Here is a 12405-nt window from a genome sequence, read left to right as displayed (position 1 = left end):
CAGGATCGCCACGGCCATGGCGATGAAGCCGATGCCGCCGAGCCAGTGCAGCAGCGAGCGCCAGATCAGGATGCCCGGCGACATGCTGTCCAGCCCGGTGAAGATGGTCGCGCCGGTGGCGGTGATACCGGACATGCTCTCGAAGTAGGCATCGGTGAAGCTGGCGTGCTGGGTGAAGATGAACGGCAGGGTGGCGAAGATCGACACCAGCACCCAGCTGGAGACGGTCAGCATGTACATGTCGCGCGGGCGCAGCTGGCCATGCTGCGGGCGGCCCTGGGCGATCATGGCGATGCCGGCGACGAAGGTGATCAGGCTGGACCAGAGGAAGGCGTTGATGCCCTGGGGCTGCTGGAACACCATCAGGGTGCCGACCGGGACCAGCATGCTCACCGCCAGGGTGACCAGGAAGATGCCGTTGATGAAGGCGAGGATGCGTAGGGTAGGCAGGGACATCGGTTTCCTTTCCGCGCGATTGCCTTGAGTCTAGTGCGCCGGGCGGCTGGGCTGCGGTGGGGCGCCATTCTACCTTGGCGCCATGGCCTGTAAATCCGCCGTGTGGGGCTTCACAGCGGCGAGCCGATTCATAGAATACGGCTCCATTCGCCGGCACTCGCCCGGCCCACCCCGTCCGTGCCATGTCCGACAATCATCCCTGCCTCAGCTGCGGCGCCTGTTGCGCCAATTTCCGCGTGTCCTTCTACTGGGGCGAATGCCAATCCTCCGGCGGCACGGTGCCTGATCACCTGGTCGAGCAGATCGGCCCCTATCATGTGGCCATGCTCGGCACCACGACCAAGCCAGTGCGCTGCATCGGCCTGCAGGGCGAGGTCGGCTGCGGCACCCGCTGCAGTGTTTACGAGCAACGCTCCAGCACTTGTCGGGAGTTCACCGCCAGCTGGGAGGACGGTCAGCACAATCCGCATTGTGATGCGGCGCGCGCGGCCTATGGCCTGCCGCCGTTGACCGCGGAGCAGATGGTGGCGTTCGTCGCCTAGTCGGCGACTTTGGCGCTCAGCCCCGACAACCCCTAGAATGGCCGCCTGTTTCCCTGGGAGTCGGCCATGCAAGCCCTCGATCTGCTGCTCAACCGCGTTTCTGTCGGTCGCCTGCTGGCGCCGGCACCGGATGCCGCCCAGCGCGAGCTGATGCTCCGCGCCGCACTGCGCGCGCCGGACCATGGCCAGCTGCGGCCGTGGCGCTTCATCACCATCGAGGGCGAGGCGCGCGGGCGCCTGGGCGAGCTGTTCGCCGAGGCGCAGGCGCAGGACCCGGCCAACAAGGCCGAGGTGCTGGACAAAGCGCGCGCCATGCCGCTGCGCGCGCCGCTGCTGCTGGTCGTGGTGGCTTGCCTCAGCGAGCACCCCAAGGTGCCGCAGGAGGAGCAGGTGCTGTCGGCCGGCTGCGCCGCCCATGGCGTGCTGCTGGCGGCCCAGGCACTGGGCTTCGGCGCGATCTGGCGCACCGGCCCGCTGACCCATCACCCGCATGTACTGGCCGGCCTCGGCCTGGGCGCCAACGAGAAGATCGTCGGTTTCCTCTATCTGGGCAGCTTCGAAGGCGAGCGCCGCAGCCCGCTGGCGCTGGAAACCGCAGGCTTCGTCAGCGCCTGGCAGGGCTGACGAGCCTTCACTGCTGCAGCGGCAACTCCAGGGTGGCGACGAAGCCGCCCTGTGGGTGATTGGCCAGCAGCAGTTTGCCGCCGTGGCGCTCCGCCGCACGGCGGGCGATGGCCAGGCCCAGGCCGTGACCTGGCGCGGCCTGATGTGGTGCGCGGAAGAACGGCTCGCCCAGGTTGTCGATGATTTCCGCCGGGGCGCCGGGACCGTGATCGCGCACGGCGATGCGTAGCCGCTCGGCCTGCTGCGTCACCTCCACCTCGACAGGCTGCCCCTCCGGATTGAAACGCAGGGCATTGCGTAGCAGGTTGTCCAGCGCCCGGCCGAGCATGTCCGGCCAGCCCAGCAGGGCCACCGGGCGGCTGTCCATGCGCACCTGCAGGTGCTGCTCGGGGGCTGCCAGGGCGGCGTCTTCCAGCAGGCTATCGAGCAATTGGCGCAGGTCCACCGGTTGCGGCGTGCCGGGGTCGGCGTCCAGGCGGGCGAGGGCGAGGATCTCGGCGATCAAGGCTTCCAGGCGGTCGCATTCCTGAGTCAGGCGCCCCCACAGCTGTTCGCGCTGGGCCGGCTCGGCGCGCTCGGTCAGGGCCAGGGCCACGCGCAGGCGCGCCAGTGGTGAGCGCAGTTCGTGGGAGACATCACGCAGCAGTTGGCGCTGGCTGCCGATCAGGTCCTGCAGGCGCGAGCCCATGCGGTTGAAGTCGCGGGCCAGCACGCCGAACTCGTCGCCGCGGTTGGCCAGGCGCGCCAGGCTGTGTTGCTGGTAGGCGGTCTGCCCCAGGTCATGCACGGCGCCACGCAGGCGGCCCAGCGGGCGGGTGATGGACAGGGTCAGCAGCAGGCTGATGGCGGTCAGCACTACCAGGGCGATGGCCAGGGCGCTGAGCGGCCAGAACAGGCTCTGGCGATGCCATTCCATCAGGTCGGGATGGGGGATGCGGTAGATGAACAGGTAGGTCTGGCCATTGGGCGCCTGGTATTCCTCGGTCAGGCGGCGCCAGGGCAGGCGGCGTTCTTCCTGGCGTGCTTCCAGGGCAGCGGCGCGGGGCGGGAAGGTGCCGTAGACCAGTGGCTGGCCGCCGTCGTCGAGGACCTGGGTATCGACCCGGTAGCGCATCTTGCGCTTTTCGAGGTAGCGCTGGGCGGCCGCTGCGCCCTTGTTCTGGTAGATCTCGCTCCAGCGCTCGGCGAGGTTGTCCAGGGCCGGGTGGTGGGCGAGTACCCAGGCATCCTGGTTCAGCGCCCTGCCGAGCAGCATGGACAGGCCGGCGACCAGCACCACGGCCAGCCAGAAGCTGGCGAAGATGCGCCAGAACAGTGAACGCATGGCAACTCCTCAAATAGCAAAGCCCGGCTCATGGAGCCGGGCCGGGTAGCGCTGGATTATTGGGCCTGCTTGTCTTTCTCAGCCTTCCAGGCCTCGAACTCGGCGCGTTCGGCGCGGCGTTTTTCCATATCGGCCTTGCGCGCGTCGAAGGTCTTCTGTTGCTCGGGGGTGAGGATGGCACGGAAGGCCTTGTCGTGCTCCAGACGGGCGGTCTCCAGCTCCTTCTTCAGCGCGTCGCGGTCGGCCTGGGGCAGCTTGTCCAGGTACTTCTGGGTGATCTCGCGCGGGTCGTCCTTGCGCTCGCGCATCAGCTTGCCCACCTGCTCGCGCTGTTCGGCGCTGAGGTCCAGGTCCTTGAACATCCGCGCGCCTTGGCCGCGATGTTCGCCATGCATCGGCTTGTTGCACGGGGCGCCCTCGGGCATGGCCAGGGCGATGGTCGGCAGGCTGGCGGCGAGAAGCAGGGCGGTGAGGGTCTTGCGCATGGTGTGTCTCCTTGTCTCGAAACCGGTGGGTTACCGGATGAGCTCAGTCTAGGGACGGCAAGGTCAAGCGCGGTCAGGCGAGGGTAAAGGCTCGGTAAAGCTCAGGCGGCGTAGTAATAGCCGCGGCTGCGCAGGGCGACGATGCGCGGGCGGCCGTCCGGGTGCGGGCCGAGCTTCTTGCGCAGGTTGCTGACGTGCATGTCCAGGCTGCGGTCGTAAAGGGTCAGCTTGCGGCCCAGGGCGAGCTGCGAGAGCGCCTGCTTGTCCAGCGGCTCGCCGGGTTGCTGCAGCAGGGCCTCGAGGATGCGGCCTTCGGACAGGGTCAGGGTGATTTCGTGCTCGCCGATGCTGGCGACGCCACGCTGCGGGCTGTAGCTGAGGTCGCCCAGTTCCAGGCGCGAAGGCGCGGCCACCGGCTGGCTGCGGCGCAGCACGGCGCGCAGGCGGGCGGTCAGCTCGCGCGGGTCGCAAGGTTTGGCCAGGTAGTCGTCGGCGCCCAGTTCCAGACCGAGGATGCGGTCCAGCGGCTCGCCGCGTGCCGAGAGCATCAGCACCGGCAGTTCGGCGTGTTCGGCGCGCAGCTGCTTGAGCAGCTCCAGGCCGCTACCGTCGGGCAGCATCACGTCGAGGATCACCGCCGCCGGCGCCGGTTCGGCCAGTGCAGCACGCGCGCTGACGCCGTCGTGGCAGGCGCGCACGTTGAAGCCTTCCTGCTGCAGCCAGCTGGCCAGCAGCTCGCAGAGTTCGCGGTCGTCGTCGATCAGCAGCAGGTCGGTCATGGTCGGGTCGGGTTCTGGGCGAAGGAGTGATTGGGCGGCGCTCAGACCCACTCGCTACGGCGTTTGTTCCGGCCGCCAGCGCTCAGGCGACCGATGACGAAGGCGAGCAGGGCGGTACCGGAGCCGATGGCGAACCACAGTTGCTGTTCGCTGAGCAGGCGCGGCGGCTGTTCGGCCTGGGCCTGCTTGAGCTGCAGCTTAAGACGCTGGTTGTCCTGGCGCAGGCGGCTGATCTGTGCGCTCTCGCGTTCCCCGGACGATGCGGCCTGCAGCTCGCCAAGCTGACGCTGGCTCTCGGCCAACTGTTGTTGCAGCGCGGCGACCTGGCTGGTGCTCTCGGGGGCCGGCGCCAGGGCAGGTGCCTGGGTCGGCACCGGATTGAGCGGCAACGGCTGGGATTCTTCGGCTTGCAGGACGGGCGTGACGCAGAGAGCGGAGAGCAACAGGTAGAGCGGGCCTTGGCGCATGGGGATCTCCAGTTGGCGAATTATTCTTATGGGCCTGCGTCAGTCGTCAGATCAGGGCAGCACCTTCTTGAAGGGCTTGACCAGCACGTTGGCGTAGACGCCAGCGGCACGGTAGGGGTCGGCGTCGGCCCAGCTCTGGGCGGCGGCCAGAGATTCGAATTCGGCGACGATCAGGCTGCCGGAGAAGCCAGCTGCGCCCGGGTCGTTGCTGTCGATGGCCGGGTGCGGGCCGGCCAGGACCAGGCGGCCTTCGTTCTTCAGCTGCTCCAGGCGAGCCAGGTGGGCCGGGCGCGAGGCCAGGCGTTTTTCCAGGGATTCGGGGGCGTCGCTGGCGATGATGGCGTAGAGCATGTCAGTCCTTGCTTTGCTGAGGGGCGTCGTCGTGGATGTGGCGCGCCAGGTAGACGCCCTGGGCGACCAGGAACAGCACGGTCATGCCGAGGCTGCCGAAGACTTTGAAGTCGACCCAGAAGTCGTGGAAGGTGAAGGCGACGAACAGGTTGGCGCAGCCGCTGAAGATGAAGAAGGCCACCCAGGCCAGGTTCAGGCGGGTCCAGATCTGTTGCGGCAGGTTGATCGCATGGCCCATGACGCGCTGGATCAGCACTTTGTCGCCGATGAAGTGGCTGCCGGCGAAGGCGAGGGCGAACAGCCAGTTGACCACCGGCGCCTTCCACTTGAGGAAGGTCTCGCTATGGAAGGCCAGGGTCATGCCGCCGAATACCAGGCAGGCGACTAGAGTCAGCCACTGACCCTTCTCCAGTTTGCGCTGCAGCAGGAACAGGATGCCGTAGACCACGATCGAACTGATGATCAGCACTGCGGTGGCGCTGAAAATGCCGCCCAGCTCGAAGGCCTGGCCGGCCAGTTCGACGTTGCGCGGATCGAGTTTGTAGACGATGAAGAACAGGATGAGCGGGATGAAATCGATGAATTGTTTCACGGCGGCAGCCAGAAGCGGGATGTGGCGGCATAATAACAAACAACCCCATTAACGAAAGACGCGCCATGAAGGTCGATCTGCACTGCCATAGCACCGCTTCCGACGGCGTTCTTGCGCCCGCCGAGGTGGTCGCGCGCGCCCACGGGCGAGGCGTCGAACTGCTGGCGCTGACCGACCACGACACCCTGGAAGGTCTGGACGAGGCGCGCAGCGCCGCCGAGAAGCTGGGCATGCGTCTGGTCAACGGCGTGGAGCTGTCCTGCGCCTGGGGCGGCGCGACCATTCACGTGCTCGGTTATGCCTTCGCTACCGATGCCCCGGCGCTGCGCCAGGCCATCGAGGATCTGCACCAGGGCCGCTGGCTGCGTGCCGAGGAGATCGACCGGCGCTTGGCGGCCAAGGGTATGCCGGGTGCTCTCGACGGCGCCCGCGAAGTGCAGCAGGGCCTGGGCGACAGCGGCAACGCGCCGGCCCGCCCACATTTCGCCGAGTTCCTGGTGCGCGCCGGCCACGTGCGCGACCACGCCGAGGCGTTCCGTAAATGGCTGGGCTCGGGCAAGCTGGGTGACGTCAAGCAGCACTGGCCGAGCCTGGAACAGGCGGTCGGTACGCTCAAGGAAGCCGGCGCCTGGATCAGCCTGGCGCATCCCTGGCAGTACGACTTCACTCGCAGCAAGCGCCGCCGCCTGGTGGCCGACTTCATCGCCGCCGGCGGCCATGCCCTGGAAGTGGTGAACGGTCTGCAACCGGCCGAGCAGGTCGGCGGTCTGGCCATCCTGGCCCGCGAGTTTGGCATGCTGGCCAGTGTTGGCAGCGATTTCCACGCGCCAGGCGACTGGTCGGAGCTAGGGATGTACCGTCCGTTGCCGGAAGACTTGTCTCCTTTATGGGAGCGCTTCGACCATGCACGCCTTGCTTCCGCCTGAACAGGGAGAGTTCATGAGCCAGTTCTTCCAGGTACACCCGGAAAATCCCCAGCCGCGCCTGATCAAGCAGGCCGTGGAAATCCTCCGTAGCGGCGGGGTGATCGTCTATCCGACCGACTCCTCCTACGCCATCGGCTGCCTGATCGGCGACAAGGGCGCGGTGGAGCGCATCCGCCGCCTGCGCCAGCTGGACGACAAACACAACTTCACCCTGGTGTGCAGTGACCTATCGCAGATCGGCCTGTTCGCCAAGGTTGACACGGCCGCCTTCCGCCTGCTCAAGGCGCACACGCCTGGGCCCTACACCTTCATTCTCGGCGCCACCCGCGAGGTGCCGCGCATGCTGCTGCATCCCAAGCGCCGCACCATCGGCCTGCGCGTGCCGTCCCACCCCATCGCCCTGGCCCTGGCCGAGCAGCTCGGCGAGCCGCTGATGAGCGTGAGCCTGATCATGCCTGGCGAAGAGCTGCCGATGAGTGATCCCTACGAGATGCGCCAGATTCTCGAACATCAGGTCGACCTGATCATCGATGGTGGTTACGGCGGCCTGGCGGCGTCCACGGTGATCAACCTGGCCGAGGGCGAGCCCGAGGTGATTCGCGTCGGCTGCGGCGACCCGAGCCCGTTCCAGGAGGACGCCGCATGAGCGAGGTCGTCGAACAGGACAGCCAGGCCGGCGCCCAGCAGGAGCTACCGTTCGCCCTGGTCTACGGCCAGGCAGTCACCGAGATGCCGGTGGACCTGTACATCCCGCCGGACGCCCTGGAAGTGTTCCTCGAGGCCTTCGAGGGCCCGCTGGACCTACTGCTGTACCTGATCCGCAAGCAGAACATCGACATCCTCGATATCCCGGTAGCCGAGATCACCAAGCAGTACATGGGTTACGTCGAGCTGATGAAGTCGGTGCGCCTGGAGCTGGCCGCCGAATACCTGGTGATGGCCGCCATGCTGGCCGAGATCAAGTCGCGCATGCTGCTGCCGCGCTCAAGCGAGGCCGAGGAAGAGGAAGAAGACCCGCGCGCCGAGCTGATTCGCCGCCTGCAGGAGTACGAGCGCTTCAAGGCCGCCGCCGAGGGTATCGACGAGCTGCCTCGGGTCGGTCGCGACCTGCATGTGCCGAGCGTGGCCGCACCCGATGCGCGGGCGCGCAAGCTGCTGCCGGACGTGAGCATGGAGGAGTTGCTGCTCTCCATGGCCGAGGTGCTGCGCCGCGCCGACATGTTCGAAAGCCACCAGATCACCCGCGAGACGCTGTCCACCCGCGAGCGCATGAGCGAGGTGCTGGAGCGCCTCAAGGGCGCCGGTTTCGTCGCCTTCGTCGAGCTGTTCACCGCGGAAGAGGGGCGCCTGGGGGTGGTCGTCACCTTCATGGCGGTGCTCGAACTGATCAAGGAACAACTGGTGGAACTGGTGCAGAATGAGCCCTTCGCGCCTATCCACGTCCGTGCCCGAGCCGAATAGATGAACCTCGCCGACCCACAAGAACTCGCTTCCCTGCTCGAAGCCTGGCTGCTCGCCTCCAGTCGCCCGATGTCGCTGGAGCGTCTCGGCGAGTTGTTCGAAGAGGCCGAGCGCCCGGAGCCGGCGCAGCTGCGCGAGGCGCTGGATGTGCTGCGCGAGTCCTGTGCGGGGCGGGCCTATGAGCTGAAGGAAGTGGCCTCCGGCTACCGCCTGCAGATCCGCGAGAAGTTCTCGCCTTGGGTCGGCCGCCTGTGGGAAGAGCGCCCGCAGCGCTATTCCCGCGCCATGCTCGAGACCCTGGCGCTGATCGCTTACCGCCAGCCGATCACTCGCGGCGAGATCGAGGATGTGCGCGGCGTGGCGGTCAACAGCCAGATCATCAAGACCCTGCAGGAGCGCGACTGGATTCGTGTGGTTGGTTATCGCGACGTGCCGGGCAAGCCGGCGATGTTCGCCACCACCCGCGTGTTCCTCGACTACTTCAACCTGAAGAGCCTGGAAGAACTGCCGCCGCTGGCCGCCCTGCGCGAGCTGGAGCCCGAGCCCATGCTGGCGCTGGACGACGATATGCCGGTGCCGGCCGAGTTGCAGGCACGGGTGGATGCCGAGGCGGGCGAAGAGCCTGCCGAGCCGCGCGAGGAAACCAGCTTCCGCAGCCTGCTGGCCGAGCTGGACCAGATGGAGCATGGCCTGAAGATCGACTTCGACGACCTGCAGCGGGTCGAGGAAGACTCGGCAGAGCCCTCGGATGAGGGTGAGGCGCTGGGCGCCGACGACACCCTGCATTGAGGAATTGGTCATCGCGGGCATTGAGACTTTCAATCCCGGCCTGAAGCCTTATCAGCCTATGCTGGCCGCGCCATTTCCTCAGGTGCCGCCATGAGCAAGAGTCCCTGTATCAAGGTCTGTGAGTTCGACGCCGACATCTGCGTCGGCTGCGGGCGCAGCAAGCGCGAGATCAAAGCCTGGAAGAAGCTCGACAAGGCCGAGCGCTTCGCTCTGCTGGCCGAGGCCGATATGCGCCTGCTGGCCTTCGAGGCGACCGGTCGGCGCAAGACCCGTTGAGCGGTCTATAGTCAGTCAGCCGTGCGTGTTGCCGGCGATCCGCGTATGATGCGCGGCCTTTTTGTCCTCAGTTACACCGGGAGGTGCCCAGATGAGCGAATCCGAACTAGAAACCGGCCCCAGCGGCGAGAAGCTGCAGAAAGTCCTGGCCCGCGCTGGCCTCGGCTCGCGCCGTGACATCGAGCAGTGGATCACCGACGGCCGCGTCAAGGTCAATGGGGCCGTCGCCAACCTCGGCGCCCGCGTCGAGCTGCGTGATGCCATCAGCGTCGACGGCCAGCTGCTCAAGCGCGAAGACATCCAGCAGACCGTGCGCCGCGTGCTGATCTACAACAAGCCGGAAGGCGAGATCTGCACCCGTGACGACCCGGAAGGCCGCCCCACCGTGTTCGACCGCCTGCCGCGGCCGAAAGAGGGTCGCTGGATCAACATCGGCCGTCTCGACATCAACACCACTGGCCTGCTGCTGTTCACTACTGACGGCGAGCTGGCCAACCGCCTGATGCACCCCTCCTACGAGATGGACCGCGAGTACGCCGTGCGCGTGCGTGGCGAAGTCACCGAGGAGATGCTCGAGCAGCTCAAGGCTGGCGTGATGCTGGAAGACGGCCCGGCCAAGTTCACCGACATCAAGGAAGCGCCCGGCGGCGAAGGCTTCAACCGCTGGTTCCACTGCGTGGTGATGGAAGGCCGCAACCGCGAAGTGCGTCGCCTGTGGGAATCCCAGGGCGTGGTGGTCAGCCGCCTGAAGCGCGTGCGCTTCGGCCCGGTGTTCATGACTTCCGACCTGCCGATGGGTCGCTGGCGCGAAATGGGCCAGCGCGAGCTGGACATCCTCAGCGAGGAAGTCGGCCTCAAGCCGATGGCCCTGCCGGCCATGAACGAGAAGATGCGCGACAAGCTCGAGCGCCTGCAGCGCAAGGCCGCCCGGCCGATGAGCCGCAACGAGCGGCCCAAGCGTGTACTGCGTCCAGCTCAGGATGGTGCCGCGGAAACCGCCGAGCGTCCGGCGCGGGCCCCGCGTGGCGAAGAGCGCCCACAGCGCGCGCCGCGCAAGCCGAGCGGCGAGCGTCGCGAGGGTGGCCGTGGTACGCCGGTGGCCGAGCGCCCGTCCGATGTGGACAAGAAGCGCACTCCGCGCCCGGCGGGCGATGGGGCTGATCGTCCGGCGCGTAAGCCACGTCCGGCTGCGCCGGCTGGCAAGCGTTCGCCATCGGGTGATGGTCAGCGTCCAGGCTTCGGCCGCAAGCGCTGAGAACCTACTTAAAGCCTGCTGCGCGTCGGAAAAACTGTGTTGAAAGTGGTTTGGAGTGCTCATTGACTACCCGTCAACTCCGCTTCCTCAACCACTTTCGCGGGGCCGCCTAGGCCTTGTTTTTCTCTAGCTCGCGGGGCTTTAAGCAGGTTCTGAAAATGAAAAAGGGGCTCCGCGGAGCCCCTTTTTGTTGTCTGGCGTTTGTCAGCCGGCCATCGACAGGCGATTGCGGCCTTCGCGCTTGGACACGTATAGCGCACTGTCGGCGCGGCGCTGCAGGCTGTCGCTGGACTCGCCCGGCAGCAGCGTGGCGCAGCCCAGGCTGATGGACAGCTCCAGGGCGCGGCCTTCTTCCAGGTATTGCAGGCCCAGCACCGCCAGGCGCAGGCGCTCACCGACCATCTGCGCGGCCTCGCGGCTGGTGTTGGCCAGCAGCACCAGGAATTCCTCGCCGCCGTAGCGGAACACCATGTCGATGTTGCGCAGGCTGTTCTTCAGCGAGCCGGCCACGGCTTTCAGTACTTCGTCGCCGGTGGCGTGGCCGAAGCGGTCGTTGATGCTCTTGAAGTGGTCGATGTCGAGCATCAGTACCGACAGCGGTTGCAGGCTGCGGCGGGCCAGGTCGATCTCGCGCTGCATGGCCTGGTTCATGGCGATGCGGTTGCCGGTGTCGGTCAGCGGATCACGCAGCGCGCTCTGCAGGGCGGCGCGATAGAGCAGGGCGTTGCGCAGCGGGAACAGCAGGCTGGCCAGCAGCGATTCCAGCTGGCCCAGTTCGTCGTCGGTGAAGCGCTGGTTGCGGCGGAAGGTCAGCTCGCCCAGGTATTCGCCCTGATGGCTCAGGCGGTAGCTGGCCGAGTGGTTGGCGCGCTCACCGAGCTCCAGGCGCAGGTCACAGGCGGCCAGCTGATAGCTCAGCGCGCTGATCGGTACCAGGCGTTGTACTTCGCGGAAGAACAGGTCGAGGATGCGGTCGGCTTCCAGGGATGTCTGCAGTTGCAGGCTCAGCTGTTGACGCAGTTGCGCCAGGCTGACCGGCTTGAGCAGCCGCTGAGTGCGGCTGGCATAACCCAGGCGCTGCAGCTTGGCAGCATCGAAATCGATGGTGTTGGAAGGATTGTTTGGGACCATGTTGCTCGACCTCTGGCGCCGATGCGCCTTGACGATCGAGATACAGCGAATTCTGTGCCACTTTATGAAAAGTGTTTTAAATCAGATACTTGAATCTATATTTGCCGCTTCGTCCGGCAAGAAATTGCCGCCTCTTTGACGCGGGTGCTGGCAATCTGATGCCAGTGTTTGGCTGGCCGCCGGAAAACCGGCGGCCGCCTCGCTTCACTGCGCGTCGAAGGCCTGACCGTTGACGCCCTGGCTGTCCGGGCCTGCCAGGTACAGGTAGATCGGCATGATGTCTTCGGGCTGCGGGTTGTTCGCCGGGTTCTCGCCCGGGTAGGCCTGGGCGCGCATGCCGGTGCGGGTAGCGCCGGGGTTGATGCTGTTGGCGCGTACGTTGGCGATGCCCTCGACTTCGTCGGCCAGGGTCTGCATCAGGCCCTCGGTGGCGAACTTAGACACACCGTAGGCGCCCCAGTAGGCGCGGCCCTTGCGGCCGACGCTGCTGGAGGTGAAGAGCACCGAGGCGTCTTCCGACAGCTTGAGCAGCGGCAGCATGGTGCTGGTCAGCATGAACATGGCGTTGACGTTGATCTGCATGACGCGCATGAAGTTGTCGCCGGACAGCTGTTCCAGCGGCGTACGCGGGCCGACGATGGCGGCGTTGTGCAGCAGGCCGTCGAGGCGGCCGAACTCGGCTTCCACGGTGGCGGCCAGTTCGTCGTACTGGTGCGGCAGGGCGGTTTCCAGGTTGAACGGGATCACCACCGGTTGCGGGTGGCCAGCGGCTTCGATCTCGTCATAGACCTGGTTGAGGTTTGCCTCGGTCTTGCCCAGCAGCAGCACGGTGGCCCCGTGGGCAGCGTAGGTCTTGGCGGCGGCGGCACCGATGCCGCGGCCGGCGCCGGTGACCAGGATCACGCGACCCTTGAGCAGGTCTGGGCGGGCGCTGTAGTCGAACATGG

The 12405-nt window shown here is 66.6% G+C and carries 17 protein-coding genes; 8 read left to right on the top strand and 9 right to left on the bottom strand.

Annotated elements, in window-relative coordinates:
* The coding region (locus IP89_RS17275; RefSeq protein ID WP_043310865.1) for a potassium transporter TrkG at nt 1-456 on the bottom strand (456 nt) is incomplete at its 3' end.
* Nucleotides 457-638: 182 nt separating this feature from the next.
* Between IP89_RS17275 and IP89_RS17270 the strand changes: the two genes are divergently transcribed.
* Both IP89_RS17270 and IP89_RS17265 read left to right on the top strand, forming a co-directional pair.
* Entirely contained in the window at nt 639-998 is a 360-nt protein-coding gene (locus IP89_RS17270) for a YkgJ family cysteine cluster protein (protein ID WP_043310864.1), read from the top strand.
* Nucleotides 999-1064: 66 nt separating this feature from the next.
* Nucleotides 1065-1622 carry an NAD(P)H nitroreductase gene (locus tag IP89_RS17265; protein ID WP_043310863.1) on the top strand — a complete coding sequence of 186 codons (558 nt, stop codon included), beginning with the start codon at nt 1065-1067 and terminating at the stop codon, nt 1620-1622.
* A gap of 7 nt (nt 1623-1629) precedes the next feature.
* Here the strand turns inward: IP89_RS17265 and IP89_RS17260 are convergent, their stop codons facing one another.
* From IP89_RS17260 to IP89_RS17235, 6 genes are all read right to left on the bottom strand, one after another.
* On the bottom strand, nt 1630-2946 hold the full coding sequence (locus IP89_RS17260; RefSeq protein ID WP_043310862.1) for a HAMP domain-containing sensor histidine kinase: 1317 nt from the start codon (nt 2944-2946) through the stop codon (nt 1630-1632).
* Nucleotides 2947-3002: 56 nt separating this feature from the next.
* Nucleotides 3003-3431, bottom strand: coding sequence for a Spy/CpxP family protein refolding chaperone (locus IP89_RS17255; protein WP_043310861.1), 429 nt, complete (start codon nt 3429-3431; stop codon nt 3003-3005).
* A 101-nt stretch (nt 3432-3532) separates the two neighbouring features.
* Nucleotides 3533-4210 (bottom strand): response regulator transcription factor, encoded by a 678-nt coding sequence (locus IP89_RS17250; RefSeq protein WP_043310860.1) that lies wholly within the window; start codon nt 4208-4210, stop codon nt 3533-3535.
* Nucleotides 4211-4251: 41 nt separating this feature from the next.
* Entirely contained in the window at nt 4252-4677 is a 426-nt protein-coding gene (locus IP89_RS17245; protein WP_043310859.1) for a hypothetical protein, read from the bottom strand.
* Nucleotides 4678-4728: 51 nt separating this feature from the next.
* Nucleotides 4729-5028 (bottom strand): YciI family protein, encoded by a 300-nt coding sequence (locus IP89_RS17240; RefSeq protein WP_043310858.1) that lies wholly within the window; start codon nt 5026-5028, stop codon nt 4729-4731.
* 1 nt (nt 5029) lies between these two features.
* Complete coding sequence (locus IP89_RS17235; protein ID WP_043310857.1) at nt 5030-5620, bottom strand: septation protein A; 591 nt, start codon at nt 5618-5620, stop codon at nt 5030-5032.
* A 65-nt stretch (nt 5621-5685) separates the two neighbouring features.
* Here IP89_RS17235 and IP89_RS17230 point away from each other — a divergent pair, with 65 nt between their 5' ends.
* The 6 genes from IP89_RS17230 to rluB all read left to right on the top strand — a co-directional run bounded on the left by IP89_RS17230 (nt 5686) and on the right by rluB (nt 10327).
* Nucleotides 5686-6546: a PHP domain-containing protein gene (locus IP89_RS17230; RefSeq protein WP_043310856.1), complete on the top strand. Its 861-nt coding sequence runs from the start codon at nt 5686-5688 to the stop codon at nt 6544-6546.
* A 13-nt stretch (nt 6547-6559) separates the two neighbouring features.
* Nucleotides 6560-7192 (top strand): L-threonylcarbamoyladenylate synthase, encoded by a 633-nt coding sequence (locus tag IP89_RS17225; protein WP_043310855.1) that lies wholly within the window; start codon nt 6560-6562, stop codon nt 7190-7192.
* Between the two features lie 116 nt (nt 7193-7308).
* Nucleotides 7309-8007, top strand: a complete 699-nt coding sequence (locus IP89_RS17220) for a ScpA family protein (protein WP_177326897.1) — start codon at nt 7309-7311, stop codon at nt 8005-8007.
* Nucleotides 8008-8796 carry an SMC-Scp complex subunit ScpB gene (gene scpB, locus IP89_RS17215; protein ID WP_043310853.1) on the top strand — a complete coding sequence of 263 codons (789 nt, stop codon included), beginning with the start codon at nt 8008-8010 and terminating at the stop codon, nt 8794-8796.
* Between the two features lie 90 nt (nt 8797-8886).
* Entirely contained in the window at nt 8887-9072 is a 186-nt protein-coding gene (locus IP89_RS17210) for a DUF1289 domain-containing protein (protein WP_043310852.1), read from the top strand.
* Between the two features lie 91 nt (nt 9073-9163).
* On the top strand, nt 9164-10327 hold the full coding sequence (rluB, locus tag IP89_RS17205) for a 23S rRNA pseudouridine(2605) synthase RluB (RefSeq protein ID WP_043310851.1): 1164 nt from the start codon (nt 9164-9166) through the stop codon (nt 10325-10327).
* A gap of 204 nt (nt 10328-10531) precedes the next feature.
* On the opposite strand, the gene IP89_RS17200 is transcribed toward rluB, so the two are convergent.
* Complete coding sequence (locus IP89_RS17200; RefSeq protein WP_043310850.1) at nt 10532-11458, bottom strand: GGDEF domain-containing protein; 927 nt, start codon at nt 11456-11458, stop codon at nt 10532-10534.
* Between the two features lie 204 nt (nt 11459-11662).
* Nucleotides 11663-12403, bottom strand: a complete 741-nt coding sequence (locus IP89_RS17195; protein ID WP_043310871.1) for a YciK family oxidoreductase — start codon at nt 12401-12403, stop codon at nt 11663-11665.
* Nucleotides 12404-12405: the final 2 nt, after the last annotated feature.

Source organism: Pseudomonas sp. ML96, from assembly GCF_000761545.1.
Taxonomy (GTDB): Bacteria; Pseudomonadota; Gammaproteobacteria; order Pseudomonadales; family Pseudomonadaceae; genus Aquipseudomonas.
This window is presented reverse-complemented; position numbering and strand designations above follow the sequence as displayed.